This window comes from Streptomyces sp. NPDC025618 (assembly GCF_055558795.1).
Genome location: NZ_JBVHLW010000010.1, coordinates 118,690 through 135,590 on the forward strand (window position 1 = coordinate 118,690; position 16,901 = coordinate 135,590).

At 71.3% G+C, this 16,901-nt stretch carries 16 protein-coding genes and 2 tRNA genes; 6 read left to right on the plus strand and 12 right to left on the minus strand.

The window, feature by feature from the left end; genetic code table 11:
• The first annotated feature begins 50 nt into the window (after positions 1-50).
• Positions 51-2,258 carry an elongation factor G-like protein EF-G2 gene (locus ACZ4A5_RS12565; RefSeq protein ID WP_467581898.1) on the plus strand — a complete coding sequence of 736 codons (2,208 nt, stop codon included), beginning with the start codon at positions 51-53 and terminating at the stop codon, positions 2,256-2,258.
• A 165-nt stretch (positions 2,259-2,423) separates the two neighbouring features.
• Positions 2,424-4,076: a hypothetical protein gene (locus tag ACZ4A5_RS12570; RefSeq protein WP_467581900.1), complete on the plus strand. Its 1,653-nt coding sequence runs from the start codon at positions 2,424-2,426 to the stop codon at positions 4,074-4,076.
• 56 nt (positions 4,077-4,132) lie between these two features.
• Here the strand turns inward: ACZ4A5_RS12570 and ACZ4A5_RS12575 are convergent, their stop codons facing one another.
• The 6 genes from ACZ4A5_RS12575 to ACZ4A5_RS12600 form a co-directional block, all read right to left on the minus strand.
• Positions 4,133-5,356: a YVTN family beta-propeller repeat protein gene (locus ACZ4A5_RS12575; RefSeq protein ID WP_467581902.1), complete on the minus strand. Its 1,224-nt coding sequence runs from the start codon at positions 5,354-5,356 to the stop codon at positions 4,133-4,135.
• Positions 5,353-6,141: a polysaccharide deacetylase family protein gene (locus tag ACZ4A5_RS12580; RefSeq protein ID WP_467581904.1), complete on the minus strand. Its 789-nt coding sequence runs from the start codon at positions 6,139-6,141 to the stop codon at positions 5,353-5,355. Before ACZ4A5_RS12580 ends, ACZ4A5_RS12575 begins: the two co-directional genes overlap by 4 nt.
• A 103-nt stretch (positions 6,142-6,244) precedes the next feature.
• On the minus strand, positions 6,245-6,808 hold the full coding sequence (locus ACZ4A5_RS12585) for an HIT family protein (protein WP_398872866.1): 564 nt from the start codon (positions 6,806-6,808) through the stop codon (positions 6,245-6,247).
• 76 nt (positions 6,809-6,884) lie between these two features.
• Complete coding sequence (thrS, locus tag ACZ4A5_RS12590; RefSeq protein WP_467581905.1) at positions 6,885-8,861, minus strand: threonine--tRNA ligase; 1,977 nt, start codon at positions 8,859-8,861, stop codon at positions 6,885-6,887.
• A gap of 121 nt (positions 8,862-8,982) precedes the next feature.
• Entirely contained in the window at positions 8,983-10,164 is a 1,182-nt protein-coding gene (locus ACZ4A5_RS12595; RefSeq protein WP_467581907.1) for a hypothetical protein, read from the minus strand.
• Entirely contained in the window at positions 10,164-10,826 is a 663-nt protein-coding gene (locus tag ACZ4A5_RS12600) for a DUF4365 domain-containing protein (protein WP_467581908.1), read from the minus strand. Before ACZ4A5_RS12600 ends, ACZ4A5_RS12595 begins: the two co-directional genes overlap by 1 nt.
• 169 nt (positions 10,827-10,995) lie before the next feature.
• On the opposite strand from ACZ4A5_RS12600, the gene ACZ4A5_RS12605 reads away from it, so the two are divergent.
• Positions 10,996-11,718, plus strand: a complete 723-nt coding sequence (locus ACZ4A5_RS12605) for an exonuclease domain-containing protein (protein WP_467581910.1) — start codon at positions 10,996-10,998, stop codon at positions 11,716-11,718.
• Between the two features lie 88 nt (positions 11,719-11,806).
• On the opposite strand, the gene ACZ4A5_RS12610 is transcribed toward ACZ4A5_RS12605, so the two are convergent.
• The 4 genes from ACZ4A5_RS12610 to ACZ4A5_RS12625 all read right to left on the minus strand — a co-directional run bounded on the left by ACZ4A5_RS12610 (position 11,807) and on the right by ACZ4A5_RS12625 (position 13,091).
• Positions 11,807-11,878: transfer RNA gene (locus ACZ4A5_RS12610), tRNA-Val, on the minus strand.
• A gap of 64 nt (positions 11,879-11,942) precedes the next feature.
• Positions 11,943-12,425 carry an SRPBCC family protein gene (locus tag ACZ4A5_RS12615; protein ID WP_467581912.1) on the minus strand — a complete coding sequence of 161 codons (483 nt, stop codon included), beginning with the start codon at positions 12,423-12,425 and terminating at the stop codon, positions 11,943-11,945.
• A gap of 67 nt (positions 12,426-12,492) precedes the next feature.
• A tRNA-Val gene (locus ACZ4A5_RS12620) sits at positions 12,493-12,564 on the minus strand.
• A 59-nt stretch (positions 12,565-12,623) separates the two neighbouring features.
• Complete coding sequence (locus tag ACZ4A5_RS12625; protein WP_467581914.1) at positions 12,624-13,091, minus strand: TIGR02611 family protein; 468 nt, start codon at positions 13,089-13,091, stop codon at positions 12,624-12,626.
• Between the two features lie 192 nt (positions 13,092-13,283).
• Here ACZ4A5_RS12625 and ACZ4A5_RS12630 point away from each other — a divergent pair, with 192 nt between their 5' ends.
• Both ACZ4A5_RS12630 and ACZ4A5_RS12635 read left to right on the plus strand, forming a co-directional pair.
• Entirely contained in the window at positions 13,284-13,697 is a 414-nt protein-coding gene (locus ACZ4A5_RS12630; RefSeq protein WP_003959770.1) for an SsgA family sporulation/cell division regulator, read from the plus strand.
• 199 nt (positions 13,698-13,896) lie between these two features.
• A complete protein-coding gene (locus ACZ4A5_RS12635) occupies positions 13,897-14,463 on the plus strand; it encodes a CGNR zinc finger domain-containing protein (RefSeq protein ID WP_467581916.1) in 567 nt (188 codons plus the stop codon).
• A gap of 174 nt (positions 14,464-14,637) precedes the next feature.
• Here the strand turns inward: ACZ4A5_RS12635 and ACZ4A5_RS12640 are convergent, their stop codons facing one another.
• Entirely contained in the window at positions 14,638-15,099 is a 462-nt protein-coding gene (locus tag ACZ4A5_RS12640) for a hypothetical protein (RefSeq protein ID WP_467581918.1), read from the minus strand.
• A gap of 189 nt (positions 15,100-15,288) precedes the next feature.
• On the opposite strand from ACZ4A5_RS12640, the gene ACZ4A5_RS12645 reads away from it, so the two are divergent.
• A complete protein-coding gene (locus ACZ4A5_RS12645; protein WP_467581920.1) occupies positions 15,289-15,804 on the plus strand; it encodes a DsbA family protein in 516 nt (171 codons plus the stop codon).
• Between the two features lie 242 nt (positions 15,805-16,046).
• Here the strand turns inward: ACZ4A5_RS12645 and ACZ4A5_RS12650 are convergent, their stop codons facing one another.
• Positions 16,047-16,874 (minus strand): GNAT family N-acetyltransferase, encoded by an 828-nt coding sequence (locus ACZ4A5_RS12650; protein WP_467581922.1) that lies wholly within the window; start codon positions 16,872-16,874, stop codon positions 16,047-16,049.
• Positions 16,875-16,901 lie beyond the last annotated feature (27 nt).

Here is a 16,901-nt window from a genome sequence, read left to right on the forward strand (position 1 = left end):
CAGTGGAAAGCTCGAAGTACCGCAGGTGTCGACCGGGAGGCGGGACACACATGGGCGAGAAGACGGGCACATACCCAGGGGCCGCGGGCAGGGCAGTAGCGGCCGACCGGCCGAGCCAGGTGCGCAACGTGGTGCTGGTCGGCCACAGCGGCTCCGGAAAGACCACACTCGTGGAAGCACTGGCCCTGGCCACCGGGGCCGTCAACCGGGCGGGCCGGGTCGAGGACGGCGGCGCCCTCTCCGACTACGACGAGATCGAGCACCGCCAGCAGCGCTCCGTACAGCTGTCCCTGGTCCCCGTCGAATGGGCCGGGATCAAGATCAACCTCCTGGACGCACCCGGCTACGCCGACTTCGTCGGCGAGCTGAGGGCCGGTCTGCGCGCGGCGGACGCGGCCCTCTTCGTCGTCTCCGCCGCCGAGGGCACCGAGGGCATCACCGGCGCCACCCGCATGGTCTGGGAGGAATGCGCCGCCGTCGGCATGCCCCGCGCCATCGTGATCACCCACCTGGAGGCCGCGCGCGCCGACTTCGAGGCGATGACCGAGACCTGCCGCACCGCCTTCGGCGACGACTCCCCCGACCGGGTGCTCCCGCTCTACCTCCCCCTCCACGGCCCCGAGGGACCCGACGGCCACCGCACCGTCGCCGGCCTCATCGGCCTCCTCTCCCAGAGCGTCCTCGACTACTCCTCCGGCGAACGCACCGAGGCCGCCCCCGGCCCCGACCAGCTCCCGCTCATCGCGGAGGCCCGCGACCGGCTCATCGAGGGGATCATCGCCGAGAGCGAGGACGAGACCCTCATGGACCGCTATCTCAGCGGTGAGGAGATCGACGTCAAGACCCTGATCGAGGACCTCGAACGCGCCGTCGCACGCGGCACCTTCCACCCCGTCCTCGCCGCCGCCCCCGCCGCCGAGGGCGCCCGCCAGGGCCTGGGCACCGTCGAACTGCTGGAACTGATCACCGGCGGCTTCCCCACCCCCCTGGAGCGCACGGCCCCCGCCGTCACCACCCCCGACGGCCGCCCCCACGCCCCCCTGGCCTGTGACCCCGCCGGCCCCCTCGCCGCCGAGGTCATCAAGACCTCCTCCGACCCCTACGTCGGCCGGATCTCCCTCGTCCGCGTCTTCTCCGGCACCCTGCGCCCCGACGAGACCGTGCACGTCTCCGGCCACGGCCTGGAGGACCGCGGCCACGAGAACCACGACATCGACGAACGCGTCGGCGCCCTCTCCTCCCCCTTCGGCAAGCACCAGCGCCAGCTGAACCAGGCCATCGCCGGAGACATCGCCTGCGTCGCCAAACTCGGCCACGCCGAGACCGGCGACACCCTCTCCGCCCGGAACACCCCACTCCTGATGGAGCCCTGGCAACTGCCCGACCCCCTGCTGCCCGTGGCCATCCAGGCCCACAGCAAGGCCGACGAGGACAAGCTCTCCCAGGGCCTCGCCCGCCTCGTCGCCGAAGACCCCACCATGCGCCTCGAACAGAACCAGCACACCCACCAGGTCGTCCTGTGGTGCCTGGGCGAGGCCCACCGCGACGTCGCCCTGGAGCGTCTGCGCACCCGCTACGGCGTACGCGTCGACACCGTCCCGCACAAGGTGTCCCTCCGCGAGACCTTCGGCTCCAAGGCCACCGGCCGCGGCCGCCACGTCAAGCAGTCCGGCGGCCACGGCCAGTACGCCATCTGCGAGATCGAGGTCGAACCGCTCCCCGGCGGCTCCGGCATCGAATTCGTCGACAAGGTGGTCGGCGGCGCCGTCCCCCGCCAGTTCATCCCCTCCGTCGAGAAGGGCGTACGGGCCCAGGCCGCCCGCGGCGTCGCCGCCGGATACCCCCTGGTCGACGTCCGCGTCACCCTCCTCGACGGCAAGGCCCACTCCGTCGACTCCTCCGACGCCGCCTTCCAGACCGCCGGCGCCCTCGCCCTGCGCGAAGCCGCCGCCGACACCCGCATCCACCTCCTCGAACCCGTCGCCGAGATGGAGATCCTCGTCTCCGACGACTACGTCGGCCCCGTCATGAGCGATCTCTCCGGCCGCCGCGGCCGCGTCGTCGGCACCGAGCAGTCCGGCAGCGGCCGCACCCTCGTACGGGCCGAGGTCCCCGAGATCGAGATCGGGCGCTACGCCGTGGACCTGCGCTCCCTCTCCCACGGCACCGGCCGCTTCACCCGCACCTACGCCCGCCACGAACCGATGCCCCCTCAGCTCGCCGAGCGCATCGGCGAACTCACCGAGAACGGAGCATAGTTCGCAAGCCGCCCGCCCCAACTCCACAGGGACGGGCGGCTTTGCGATCTCCGGCGACAGCCGGCACCCCGCCCGGATACGCTGGATACGCGGACCAACACGTATGACACGGGCGGCCGTCGGAAGCGGCAGCGTAATCGGGCATGCGCGGCATTGGGGGCAGCAGTGGCAGCAGGGGATCCGTTCGACTTCAGCCCGGGGGCACAGATCCCCCTCTCGGGCTCCTCCGGGCAGACCGCCGCGACCCAGGCACTCGCCTCGGCCGCCTACCGCGACGGCCCCGTCGACGAACTCCTCAAGGCCAACTCCGACTGGGCCACCTCCGAGGTCAAACCACCCCGCATCTCCCTTTTCGAGCCCAACCTCGGCGAAGCGTTCTCCCGCGCCGTGCAGCTCCGCGTCCTCGGCGGCGGCCGCAAGCCCCTCATCCAGTCCTTCGGCCTCGACCCCCAGCCCGTCGTCGAACACTGCCTCGCCGCCAGCCGCATCCGCAAACAGCGCGACATCCGCCTCACCGTCATCATGCTCGTCGCCGGACTGCTCTTCCTCCCCGGCGTCCTCCTCTGGCTGGCCGCCTTCCAGCTGCGCCGCTCCCTCGCGGGCGCGCAGAACAAGCGGGCCGGCGCCCTCGGCATGGCCCTCCTCGCCGCCCTCGCCATCGGCGGCGTCATCTTCATGATCAAGCTGCCCTTCCACGGCTTCCTGGGCATCTATCTCCGCGCCATGCTCATCGCCCCCCTCATCGGCGGCTTCCTCGCCCACCGCGTCTGCGAGAACACCGCCAAGGACCTCCGCGACCGCTGGAGTGGACTCCTCTCCGGCGGCGGCATCGGCGCCAAGATCCCCGAAGCCGTCCCCAAGAACCCCGGCGAGACCGCCGCCGAGCGCCTGCGCCAGTCCCTGGAACGGCTCGCCGCCGAACAGCACAGCAACGTCGTCTTCTACGCCGGCCCCAAGGGCATACTCGGCATGGGCACCCGCTGGGGCAGCTGGCAGCTCGCCGAGGAACTCGTCCCCGCCGACCCCGAGAAGGAGATCAACCCCTTCCGCAGCTGGGACGTCATCCGCGCCATCCACGACCAACTCCGCCTCCTCGAGCGCAGCCCCCTGCACACCGGCGGCTTCCCCGCCCCCGCCGTCGAGCACTGGGTCGTCTCCCCCGTCGGCGAGGGCGCGGGCGCCGTCTCCCGCCCCGAAGGCACCGACGGCTTCCAGATACGGGGCGCGGAGCTCCAGAAGATCTGCAATGAGCAGCAGTTCGGCGCCGGCAGCAGGCACTACCTCGGCGTGCAGTTCGTCCTCTGGGACGGCCAGCTCGTCATCACCCTCCTGATCACCGTCACCGTCCTGCACAAGACCCTGCGCATCGAGGTCACCGGCCACGCGCTCGGCCCCGTCCACGGCCTCTTCATGGGCAAGCCCTCACCCCGCACGAAGACCGTCACCAAGACCGTCAAATTCTGGGAGACCCGCACCCGGAACCTGTCCATCGTGCCCGCCAAGGAGGTCGTCCGGCTCGCCGCCCGCGCCCCCCTCACCTGGTACCCGCCCCTGCTGGAGTTCTGGGGCGGCAAGCTCGTCCTCCCCGAGCCCTTCGGCCTGCGCCACGCCTGGGCCGACAAGCCCTGGCGCCACCGCTTCATGGCCGACGACGCCCTGCGCGCCACCACCCCGGTCCTCCGCGTCGTCCACGAGGCCGCCCTCCGCGTCCTCGCGGAGAACGGCGTGAACACCGAGCGCTTCGCCGGCCGCGCGATGAACCTCAGCGGCGCCATCCAGGACCCCCAGCCGCGCGCCGCCGACGTCTACAACGCCTGAACCAGGAACGGGGCGCCCCCGAAGGGGCGCCCCGGCCCACCGTCAGCCGCCCGGCCTCACCGGAAGATCCCGGTGTGTCCCAGCGAATACCGCCCCGGCTGCGGATAGACCGCCAGCCCGTGCGGCCCCGCGCCCACCGGGATCTTGGCGATCAGGTGCCCGTCACTGGTGTCGATCGCGTACACCTCCGAGTCATAACGCCCCGACAGCCACAGCACCTTGCCGTCCGCCGACACCCCGCCCATGTCCGGACTGCCGCCACCCGGCAGCTCCCACTTCTCCACCAGCTTGCGACTCGGCAGGTCCAGCACCGAGATCGAACCCTCGCCCCGGTTGGAGATGTACATCGACTTCGAGTCCCGGCTGACATACAGCCCGTGCGCGCCCTTGCCCGTGGGCATCAGCCACGGCTCCGTGAACTTGTCACCGTCCAGCACCCAGATGCCGTCCGCCATCATGTCCGCGATGTACCACGTCTTACCGTCCGAGGAGATCTTCACGTCCTGCGGCATGGCCCCGTCGAACGGCAGCTTCTGCTGGCCGATCACCTTCATCTTCGCCGTGTCGACCTTGAGCAGCTCCCCCGAGAACTCACAGGACACGATGAAATACTTCCCGTCCGGCGAGAAGTCCGCGTGATTGACCCCCTTGCACTTCACCGGCTCCGTCTTCTTCCGCCGCATGGTGTGCGCGTCACGGAAGACCAGCTCCCGGTCCATCGACGCCATCACCACCGCGTACTTCCCGTCGGGCGTGAAATAGAGGTTGTACGGATCGTGCACGTCGACCGGCTTCCCCGCCTTGCCGGTCGCCGGGTCGATGGGCGTCAGCGTGTGCCCCCGGTCGTTGTTGACCCACAGCGTCTTCAGATCCCACGAGGGCACCACGTGCTGCGGCTGCGCACCCACCGGAATCGTCTCGATCACCTTGTACGTCTTGGGGTCGATGACACTGACCGAATCCGACTCCGTATTGGGCACATACACCCGCGACGGAAAGTCCTTCACCACCGGCGAGAGCAGGTTCGGCCGGTCCGCCGCGTACAGATCGTGCGGATCCAGCAGCGGCGGCATCCCGGGCAGCCCCGGCGGAACCGCCTGCGCCTTGCGGTGCGTCCCTTCACGCGGATGCGCGCCCGCCGCCTCGTCACCGGAGTCCCCGCCGCAACCGGAGACCAGAAGAGCACCGGCGGCGGCACACAGCAGCGCCAGTCGCAGACGCGAACGGCGAAGGGAGCGAGGAGAGCGACGGCAGAGTCGGTCGTACGAGGACTGGATCATCGGGTCAGCAGCTCCGTAGTCGTCACCGCACGCAGACCGCGGCGGTGCAGGCCGTCGAGGATCGCGGGCAGCGCGGCCACCGTGCCGTCGTGCCCGAAGTGCAGGCTCACGACCGACCCCGGCCGCGCCGCGCCCAGCACGGTACGCCGGACCGCCTCCGCGCCCGGGTCGGTGTAGTCGAGGGAGTCCACGTCGTAGGAGAGGACGTGCTCATAGCCCGCCTTGCGCGCCAGCCCGGCCACCCGGTCCGTGGCGAACTGCGCGCGCGACGGCCGGAACCAGCGCCCGATCCCGCCCGTCAGCCGGCGCAGCCGGTCCGCGCACCGGGTGATCTCCGCATAGGCGTCGGCCTCGCCCATCGCCGAGATGTCGAGGTGGCGCATGGTGTGGTTGCCCAGCTCATGACCGCCGTCGAGGATCCGTCGCGCCATCTCGGGATGGGCGTCGAGCCATTCGCCGACCGCGAGCACGGTCACCCGCGCCCCGGCCCGCTCGGCCTCCCCCAGCAGCCCGGTCGCGGACCGCGGGTCGCCCTGGCCGTGGAAGGTGAGCGCCACGCCGCTGCCCGTACGGGGCCCATGCTCGATCTGCACGGGCAGGCCCGCCGGAAGCGCGGCCAGGGCGGGCGGCGATCCGGACGGCCGGGGCGGCGCCGTCGACCGTACGGACGGGTCGGCGGCCCGGGGGCCGGGGGACCCTTCGTCCCGGCCGCAGCCCACGGCGGCCCCGGCGAGGGCGCCTCCGGCGGCCGCGCGCAACACGGTACGGCGGTGAAGGAAAGTCACCGCACCATTAGAACTTCTTGTTATTAAGACTTTGGGAGATTTGCCCGCTTTTCACGAACGCGTGTCATCGTCCGTCCGGGTATACGGGTGAACCCGGCCGATCTCAGACAGCGGCGGGCCACGCGTCCGCGAGCATCTTGCGGGTGTCCGCGAGCAGTTGGGGCAGCACCTTGGTGTGGCCGACGACCGGCATGAAATTGGTGTCGCCACCCCAGCGCGGAACCACGTGCTGGTGCAGGTGAGCGGCGATGCCCGCGCCCGCGGCGTCGCCCTGGTTCATGCCGATGTTGAAACCGTGCGCCCCGGAGGCGGTGCGCAGCGCGGCCATCGCCCGCTTGGTGAAGTCGGCGAGCTCCAGCGTCTCGGCCTCGTCGAGCTCGGTGTAGTCGGCGACGTGGCGGAACGGGACGACCATGAGGTGTCCGCCGTTGTACGGATACAGATTCAGCACCGCGTAGACGCGCTCGCCCCGCGCGACGATCAAGCCGTCCTCGTCGGACTTGGCCGGAATCGAACAGAACGGACAGCCGTCACCGGCACCCGGACCGCTCGGCTTGTTCTCCCCCTGGATGTACGCCATCCGGTGGGGCGTCCACAGCCGCTGGAAGGCGTCCGGGGACCCTACTCCGATCTGCTGTTCTGGCTCAGTCGTCATGCGGGCCAGCATATTCCTCGGCGGGTATGCGGAGAGGGGCGGCCCTGGCGGGCCGCCCCTCATTGACCCCGCTGGTGCGGGGATCAGGTCACACCTGGACGCGACGCTCCACGACGTCGAGCAGCTTCGCCAGTGCCTGGTCGCGCGGAATGCCGTTCTCCTGCGAACCGTCGCGGTAGCGGAAGGACACCGTCCCGGCCTGCATGTCGTCGTCACCGACGATGATCATGAACGGGACCTTGAGCTTCTGCTGGTTGCGGATCTTCTTCTGCATCCGGTCCGACGAGGCGTCGACCTCGACCCGCAGGCCCTTCCGCTTCGCCTCGGCCGCGAACTCCTGCAGGTACTCGACGTGCGCGTCACCGACCGGGATGCCGACCGCCTGGACCGGGGCCAGCCACGCCGGGAACGCGCCCGCGTAGTGCTCCAGCAGCACCGCGAAGAAACGCTCGATCGAACCGAAGAGCGCGCGGTGGATCATGACCGGGCGCTGCTTGGTGCCGTCGGCGCCGGTGTACTCCAGGTCGAAGCGCTCGGGCAGGTTGAAGTCCAGCTGAATGGTCGACATCTGCCACGTACGGCCGATGGCGTCCTTGGCCTGAACCGAGATCTTCGGGCCGTAGAAGGCCGCGCCACCCGGGTCGGCGACGAGCTCGAGGCCCTGCTTCTCGGCCACCTTGCGCAGGGTCTCGGTGGCCTCCTCCCAGGTCTCGTCGCTGCCGACGTACTTCTCCGGGTCCTTGGTGGACAGCTCCAGGTAGAAGTCGTTCAGGCCGTAGTCGCGCAGGAGGTCCAGGACGAACGTCAGGGTCCGGTCCAGCTCCTCCGCCATCTGCTCGCGGGTGCAGTAGATGTGCGCGTCGTCCTGCGTGAAGCCACGGGCACGGGTCAGGCCGTGCACGACGCCCGACTTCTCGTAGCGGTACACGGTGCCGAATTCAAACAACCTCAAAGGCAGCTCACGGTACGAGCGACCGCGCGCGTCGAAGATCAGGTTGTGCATCGGGCAGTTCATGGGCTTCAGGTAGTAGTCCACGCCCTCGTCGAGCTGCATGGGCGGGTACATACCGTCGGCGTACCAGTCGAGGTGGCCCGAGGTCTCGAAGAGCTTCCCCTTGGTGGCGTGAGGGGTATAGACGAACTCGTAGCCCTCTTCCTCGTGCTTCCGGCGGCTGTAGTCCTCCATCACACGGCGGATGATGCCGCCGCGCGGGTGGAAGACCGCCAGGCCGGAGCCGATCTGCTCGGGGATCGAGAAAAGGTCGAGCTCGGAGCCGAGCTTGCGGTGGTCGCGCTTCTCCGCCTCCGCCAGGAACTCCAGGTGCGCCTTCAGCTCGTCCTTCGACGGCCAGGCGGTCCCGTAGATGCGCTGGAGCATGGGGTTCTTCTCGCTGCCGCGCCAGTACGCGGCAGCGTTACGCATCAGCTTGAACGCCGGGATGAACCGCGTCGTCGGCAGGTGCGGGCCGCGGCACAGGTCCTTCCAGCACAGCTCGCCCGTCTTCGCGTCCAGGTTGTCGTAGATGGTGAGCTCGCCAGCGCCCACCTCGACGTCCGCGCCGTCGTCGTGCGAGGCGGAGCCCTTGAGGCCGATCAGCTCCAGCTTGTACGGCTCGTCCGCGAGCTCCTCGCGGGCGGCCTCGTCGGTGACCACGCGGCGGGAGAACTTCTGGCCCCGCTTCTGGATCTCCTGCATCTTCTTCTCGATGGCCTTGAGGTCATCGGGGTGGAAGGGCTTCTCGACGTCGAAGTCGTAGTAGAAGCCGTCCTTGACCGGCGGGCCGATGCCCAGCTTGGCCTCGGGGAAGAGTTCCTGCACGGCCTGCGCCATGACGTGCGCGGTGGAGTGGCGCAGGATGTCCAGGCCGTCCTTGGAGGAGATCTCGACGGGCTCGACCTCCTCGCCGTCGGCGACGACGTACGCGAGGTCCTTCAGCTCGCCCGCGACGCGCGCGGCGACGACGGTGCGCTCACCGGCGAACAGGTCGGCGGCCGTAGTGCCCGTCGTCACCACGCGCTCTTCCCGCTCGGAATCGCGATGGATGATCACACGGACGTCTGACACCGGTCTCTCCTGACTGAAGGGGCGCGACAGTGGACACTGCGCGCCTGAATCGTACCGAGCCCGGCCCCCTGGTCGCGAAACGGTTTGGCGCCGCAGGCGGGAGGCACCGGAATCGGTCCGGTCAGCCGTCCCCGCAGCTCTCCTCGAAGAAGTCGGGATTCTCCTGCAAGGTCTTCAGCAGGCGGTCCCGCTCGGCGTCGTCCACGGTCAGCGGCATGACGCCCGCGGCGTCGGCCAGCCGCCGGAATCCGCCGCGGCTCTCCAGCCGCCCGCTCACGCGGACCGGCAGTCCCAGCAGGTGCGCGTGGCCGGCGATGCGGTAGTCGTCCTCGCCGAGCGCGATCCGCACCTGGGTGACCTCCGCTCCCGTGAGCACCCGGAGCCGCACCACTCCCGCGCCACCGGGCCGGTCACGGCGCATGCGCACCACGGTGCCGGTGAGCCGCACGGGCACCGAGGGCTCGTTCCGGATGTAGCGGGCACCCGCCTCGCGGAGGACGGGCAGGTCGCCGGGCGAGAACTCCACCGGCTCGGGGTGCGCGGCGAAGCCCTCGGGCGGACCGGCCGTCGGGGACCAGTGCAGCTCCATCCGGATGCCCTCGGAGCCGCGCACGAGGGTGATGATCGCCTCGGTCAGCTCCTGGCACACCCCCGCCTCGACGGCGGACTCGAACGCCTCCCGGCCGCCGGTGGCGCGCTGGTAGTCGGTGGCGTCGCGGGTCGCGTAGAGGGCGCGGAGCAGTGCGGTGGTGACCGGTCGGCCGGTGCGGTCCCGGTCGTCGGGTCCGACCGGGACGAAGACCGTCAGCTCCCGGCCGCCGGGCGCGGGTCCGACGAGCAGCCGGTCCAGGGCGGCCTCGGCGCGGCGGCGGTGGCGGGCCCCGTGATAGCCGGCCGGTTCGTGGGCGGCGAGGGCGGCGGCGAGCAGCATCGCGCGCGCCCCTGCCCGTAAGCGCTCCTGGGCCGCCCAGACGGCGGCCGGTATTCCGGGGTCGGGCACCTCGCGCCGCCAGCGGACCTCGTCGCCGGGCACGCGCAGGGAGAGGAGGATGTCGCGCGCGGAGGGGTCGGGGCTGCGTTCGAGTGCGGTGAGTGCCTCGGTGAGCAGATCGGCGCTGTCGGGGTAACCGCGGCTCTCGGGGAGCAGCAGGCTGGTGCCGGTGCCGTCGGGCGGGGTCCAGCGGCTGTACGCGCCGGGGGTGCCGCCGCGCCGCCGCCAGCCGTGGCGGGCGAGCAGGGCGCCGAGGACGGCGGGGTCGGGCGGGACGGGGGTTCGTGCGGAGCGGTGGCTCGGCCGGTGCATCAGGGTCTCCCTCCCGCCCCGACGCGCGTCATGATCTCGCAGAGCGCGCGGTCGTCGAAGATGCGTGTGGTCGGGATGCGCACGGTGGTCCTGTTCCTGCCGGTCACCGGGTGTCCCGCGAGGTTGGTCCAGTAGCAGCAGTGCCGCAGTTCGAGGCCCTCGTGTCCGGCGCTGAGCCAGTCGTCGCGGGCGCGGGGCACGATCATCACGACGAGGATCTTGTGCACCGAGACGGGGGTGCGGGCGAGCTTCGCCAGGTGGTCGTTGTCGAGGGTGAAGGCGAAGGTGGGGGCGGCCGGGCGGGCGTCGCGCAGGTCGGTGGGGCGGGTGCCCGGAGGTCTGGCCGGGCGGGGGTCGGGGCGGGCGGCGGGCCGGGGGGCCAGCTGGTAGGTGGCCTTGAGCTGGACCTTGATGGTGACTTCGTCGTCGACGCTGTGGCCGGGGGCGCTGTGGCTGACGTGCCAGTCGATGCCGTAGTCGGGGAAGGGCTGGGCGAGGGAGCAGCCGGCGGCCGCGGCGACGGCGTGCAGATAGCCGACCTGAAGCGTTTCCATGCAGGCGGTGGTGGCGAGTGCGCCGCGCGTGGGGGCGGGCGGTTCCGGCCGGTCTCGCCTCCCGTTCGCGGGGGGCAGCCCGCCCCGTTCGGGCTGCGGGAAGGCCATGTCCGAATCCCTCCGGGCGTCGTCGGACCCTGCGGTCCGTACATCTGTGTTGTCTCCTTTGCAACTCCACTGCAAACAAGGGCGGTTCACGTGGCGGATTACCCGGGTATCACCTCGCGGGGAGGGCCAGAACACGCCATTCGACAGACAAGCGCGAGGAGTTGGGCACATGTGCTGGTTCGAGGGACCACTCGCCGCTTTCGACACCGAGACCACGGGAGTCGATGTCGAGCACGACCGGATCGTCTCGGCTGCGCTGGTGGCGCAGTCGTCGGAGGGGGCGACGCCGCTGGTGACGCGCTGGCTGGTGGATCCGGGGGTTCCTGTGCCGCCGGGGGCGACAGCGATACACGGCCTGACGGACGAGCACCTCCAGCGGAACGGGCGCTGGCCGGCGCCGGTGATGGAGGAGGTGGCGCGGGCCCTGGCCGAGCAGTCGGCGCGCGGCATACCCCTGGTGGTGATGAACGCGCCGTTCGATCTGACGTTGCTGGACCGGGAGTTGCGGCGGCACCGGGCCTCGACGCTGGCGAGGTATCTGGGGCCGAACGCGCTGTGCGTGCTGGATCCGTGGGTGCTGGACAAGCATCTGGACCGCTATCGCAAGGGCCGTCGCACGCTGACGGATCTGTGCGCGCACTACGGGGTGGAGCTGGAGGGCGCGCACGACGCGGCCGCGGACGCTCTGGCCTCGCTGGGGCTCGTGCGGGCGGTGGGCCGTCGTTTCGCGGCGCGGCTGGAGCGGCTGACGCCGGCGGAGCTGCACGAGCGGCAGGCGGTGTGGCACGCGGCACAGGCGCGGGGGCTCCAGGCGTGGTTCGCCCGCAACGGCTCGGAGGAGGCGTGCGACCCGGCGTGGCCGCTGCGTCCGGAGCTGCCCGCCGCGGCGTGAGGGGCGGCGGGGGCCGCTCAAGCCGTCGCCGGGCCGCCGGTCAACGCACAAGGCCGGTGCGTCAGTTGACGCACCGGCCTGCTCGGGGTGGGCGATACTGGGTTCGAACCAGTGACCTCTTCGGTGTGAACGAAGCGCTCTCCCACTGAGCTAATCGCCCGAGTGTGTGTCTCGGGGTCTCCCCCGGGAACGGGTTGAACAATACAGGCCGTGGCGGCGCTTCATCAAATTCGGTCGGCCCCGGCCTCCAGCCGGGTGCGCAGTCCGCGCCGCCCGGCGCGCATCATCCAGGCGTGATTGGCGAGGAAGAGCGGCCGCGCGGGTATGGCGAAGCGCCTCATCAGGGGTTTGCGCACCTCGACCTCCTGCTCGAAGCGGGCCTGGCTGCCGGTGCGGCCGTACGGCAGGACGGTCCAGCGGGCCCAGCCCTCCAGGTCGCCGCCCATGGTCATCTGCAGGGTGCGCGCGAGGGGGTCGCGGCTGGCGTCGCGGGCGGTGAAGACCAGCTCGTACGGCAGGAGGGAGCGGATCCGGAAGGTGCCGGTATCGGCGCCGACGCGCCTGGCCTCCCGCACTTGCGGCCACCAGGAGGGATAGTTCTCCGGGATCTCCAGGCAGGCGTAGAGGACGTCGGGTGTGACGGCGAAGGTCCACGTGGCGCGGAAGCGATACCGGTTCGGGGCGGCCAGTGCCGACGGCAGGGGCATGGGCTCAGGACACACCTAAAAACCGAGGGTCCGCAAGGGGTGAACCTTGCGGACCCTCGGTCCTGTGTGGGCGATACTGGGATCGAACCAGTGACCTCTTCGGTGTGAACGAAGCGCTCTCCCGCTGAGCTAATCGCCCGGGCGCACCGCAAACATTACCGCATGTCAGACGGTGTTCGGTACCGGCTGGGGCGGGGCTCAGCGGCGGGCGTTCCAGGGCATGGTCATGCCGTACCGGGACAGATAGACGCCCAGGAGCACGCCGGCGACGGCGAGGCCGGTGACGGTGAGCGCGATGTTGCGTCTGCGGACGGCGGGGTCGAGGGCGCGCTGGGCGGCCTCGGTGACCTTCCGCCTGGTCCAGCGGAGCACGAGCTGCGCCCAGACGAACTCGGTGGCCCAGATCGCCATGCCCGCGAAGATCACCAGCCAGCCGGGGCCGGGCAGGGGCAGCATGATGACGCCGGCGACGACCACGGCGAGGCCGGCCACGAAGACCCCGGCCTGCCAGCTGAGGTGCAGGGCGCGGGAGCGCTTGACGAAGTGCGGGGCCCGGGAGCCGAGGGCCGGCGGCCGGTCCGTGGTCCGCTCCCCGGGCGCGGGTGCCTCGGCCCGACCGCCGGCCGCCGTCGCGTGGGGCCGCCGCTCGTCACTCTCCGCATTCATACGCCCCAACGTACCGGACCGAACCGGATCTCACCGGAATGGCGGTATTCGCCGGGGAACGGCTCCGCCGTACGAGGTATCCGAACACTCCTAAATCGGTCAGAGGGGTTTACAACGGCACCGTAGGTGGCATGTCGATTTCGCCGACGTGCGAATCCCCGAGCGCACACTGAGCGAAAGGCCCTGGCGCTTATGAACACCACGGTCAGCTGCGAGCTGCACCTGCGCCTCGTCGTGTCGAGCGAATCCTCACTGCCTGTTCCCGCAGGCCTGCGGTACGACACGGCCGATCCGTATGCCGTGCACGCCACCTTCCACACCGGAGCCGAAGAGACGGTCGAGTGGGTCTTCGCCAGAGATCTGCTGGCCGAGGGTCTGCACCGGCCCACCGGCACCGGCGACGTCCGTGTCTGGCCGTCCCGCAGTCACGGTCAGGGCGTCGTCTGCATCGCCCTGAGCTCGCCCGAGGGCGAGGCCCTGCTGGAGGCCCCGGCGCGGGCCCTGGAGTCGTTCCTGAAGCGGACCGACGCCGCGGTGCCGCCGGGCACCGAGCACCGTCACTTCGACCTGGATACGGAGCTCTCGCACATCCTGGCCGAGAGCTGAGCCCGGGCCGGGGCTGACACCGGCGCGCCCGCCCACTCGGGGGGTCGGGTGCGCAACCTCGCACAGTGCGGGCCGTACGGCGCCGTCACCGCGGATCCACCGCGGGCGACGGCGCCGTCGCGTTGTGGAGCCGCTAGAGTCGGTCCTCCGATCGAACACATGCCGCCCCAACCCCCGTCGGCCAGGGAGCGAACGAACCGTGCTGATCAACCACGACACCCGGTGCGCGCTCGACGCAGTGGTGGACCTCGTGAACACCGCGACCGCGGGGCCCGAGGGCGGGCCGGCGGACACGCTCGCCGGCCTCGCGGAGCTGCGGCAGTTCGTCGAGCGGCACGACATCAGCGGGGTCGGCGCCCTCGGGCAGCGGGATCTGGCGGCCGTACGGGCACTGCGGGAGCGATTCGCACTGGCGTTCGCGGCCGAGGATTCGACGGCGCTGGCGGAACTGCTGAACGCCCTGGTGGCCGAGGCCGGCACCACGCCCCGGCTGACCGATCACGACGGCTACGACTGGCATGTGCACTACTTCGCGCCGGGCGCCTCCCTGGCCGATCACCTCGCGGCGGACGGCGGGATGGCGCTGGCCTTCCTCGTGGTGGCGGGCGAACGGGAGCGGCTGCGGCGCTGCGAGGCGCCGGACTGCGGGCGCGCCTTCGTGGACCTCTCCCGCAACCGCTCGCGCCGCTACTGCGACGGGCGCACCTGCGGGAACCGGCTCCACGTCGCGGCGTACCGGGCCCGCCGCAAGGAAGCCACGGGCTGACGGAGGCGCCCCTTCCGCAGAGGCGTGCGAAGAGGGCCGGAATAACGCACGGAAAATCGGTTTGGGAAATTGGGGAGCGGGCGCGAAAAACGACTTCCTCAGGGCCCTGGATTCGTCGCCCGGGGCATCTATACCTGACGGGTCGACAAGTGGGCGGCCGCCGGGGCGGATTCGCTAAATGCCGTGCTTTTTCAGGATGGCCTCGATATCCGAGAAGTCGTCAGCTCCGCCCGCCCGCTTGCCCTTGGCCTGAGGTCGGGTCACCGTGCGCGACGGGTCCAGTGACGGAGCGGAGGCGCCGGGGGCCAGCGCCTCGCGGCTCGCGGCCGCCGCGGCGGCCTTGCGCTCCTTGCGGCCGGCCTTGCCGCCGTCGGCTCCGCGCCGCTGCTCCACCGCCCTGGTGATCATGAAGAGCACGGCCGAGAGCGCCAGCACGCCGAAGCCCAGCCAGACGCCGGGGTCGAAGACCAGGCCGGTGAGCCACCGCAGGATCCCCGTCATGGCCAGGCCGACCGGGACGAGGGCGAACGCCGCTATTCGGGTCGCGGCGAGGAAGCGCTTGCGGTACGCCGTGAGCGCCGCGATGCCCAGGCCGGCCACGGACACCGCCGTGGCACAGATCGTCGAGGCCAGCATCCTGCTCCTCCTGCTTCTCGCGCTGCGCGGGGCTCCCCGGGCGGGGCGCCTCCTTCCATCCTGCACCGGGCCGCGCCGCATCGGCCACGGCCGGCCGGGGACTCCGGGAGATCTGGGGGTCATCTCGGGGGCTCGCTCCTCCCCAGGGCTGACGCGCCCTCCGGCCGCCCCGGCTGGGAGACTGGCCCCATGAGCGATACCGACACCGGCACCACCGCGCGTGCCACCCTCGACGTCTGGTGCGAGTTGCAGTGCCCGGACTGCCGTACGGCCCTCACCGACCTGCGCGCCCTGCGCGAGCGCTACGGCGACCGGCTGGACATCCGCCTGCGGCACTTCCCGCTGGAGAAGCACAAGCACTCCTACGCGGCCGCGCAGGCCGCCGAGGAGGCCGCCGAGCAGGGCAAGGGCTGGCCGTACGCGGAGGCGGTGCTGGCCCGTGCGGAGGAGCTGGGCGCCCGGGGCGACGAGCTGCTCGTCGAGGTGGCGGGCGAGCTGGGCCTGGACGCCGACGAGGTGGACACGGCGCTGATCGACGGCCGCCACCTGCTGATCGTCGACGCGGACCAGGCGGAGGGCAAGGCGATCGGTGTGAAGGGCACGCCGACGTATGTCGTCGGGGGCGAGCTTCTGGATGGCAGCAAGTCGCAGGACGGCCTGCGAGCGCGGGTCGAGGGGATCCTGGATCGGGTGCTGGCGGGATAGCGTCCGGGGGTGCGGGTTGCTGGCGCCTGCGGCGGGCTTTGTTCCCCTACCCCGCCCCTTCCCGAAACTGGGGGCAAGCCCCCAGACCCCCAGCAACACGCTTCACGCGTTGTCCTCAATCGCCGGACGGGCTGATTGTGCTGGCTACGGTCCGCACCATCAGCCCGTCCGGCGTCTGAGGACGCGACCGAAGGTCGCTTCCGCCGCAGGCGGCAACGGCCCGCGGAGAGCCCTCGCACCCGCTACAGCAACCGCTTCGAGAAGTGGAGCTCCGTGCTCCGGTAGCCCAGCGACTCGTACAGCCGCAAAGCGACCGCGTTGCCCGCGAAGACGTTCAGACCCAGTGCCGCCGCCCCGGCGGCAAGCGCCTCCGCCTCGGCCAGCAGCATGAGTGAGCGGCCGTGTCCCCTCCCCCGGTGGTCCTCGGCGACCTCGACGTCGAAGACGTAGGCTTCCGGCTCGCGCAGGCGGCCGACCCAGAGCGTGCCGACCGGGGTGCCGTGGTGGGTGAGGACCCGCAGCGCCGCGTCCGGGGTGTCCAGGCCGTCGGGCAGGAGCTTGCGGTGGTCGGCCAGAGACTTGGCGTGCGCCAGGCCGGCAGGCACGCCGCGGTCGATCCAGCTCTGCGCGTAGTGCTCCTGCCCGCGCTCCGCCCAGGGCCTGAATTCGGCCTCGGTCATCCGCCGCCCCTCGGTGCCCTCGGGCAGCCGGGGCGCGGTGGCGGGGAGCGCCTTGGTCATGTTGCGGTTGCGCTCGGCGTAGCCCAGCGCGCCGGCGAGCCCGAGGGCCACCCCGGCGTCCGCGGGCACGGACACCTCGACGCTTTCGCATCCCCAGCCGCGCAGGACCTCCTCGGCGGCGAGGGCGGCCACGGTGCCGCGCCCGCGGTGCCGGTCCCGTTCGTCGATCCCCAGCCGGAGTATCCGGCCGGCCCGGGGACCGAACCGGTCGTCGGTGGCCAGGTCGATGCGGCCGACGGGTCTGCTGTTGACACAGACCTCGTACGACCGGGACCTGGCTCCGGCGTCGGTGCGCTGTTCGGGAGCGGTGGGGCGCAGGGTGGTGGTCACGGGTTTTTTGTACCTGTCCCGCGCCCG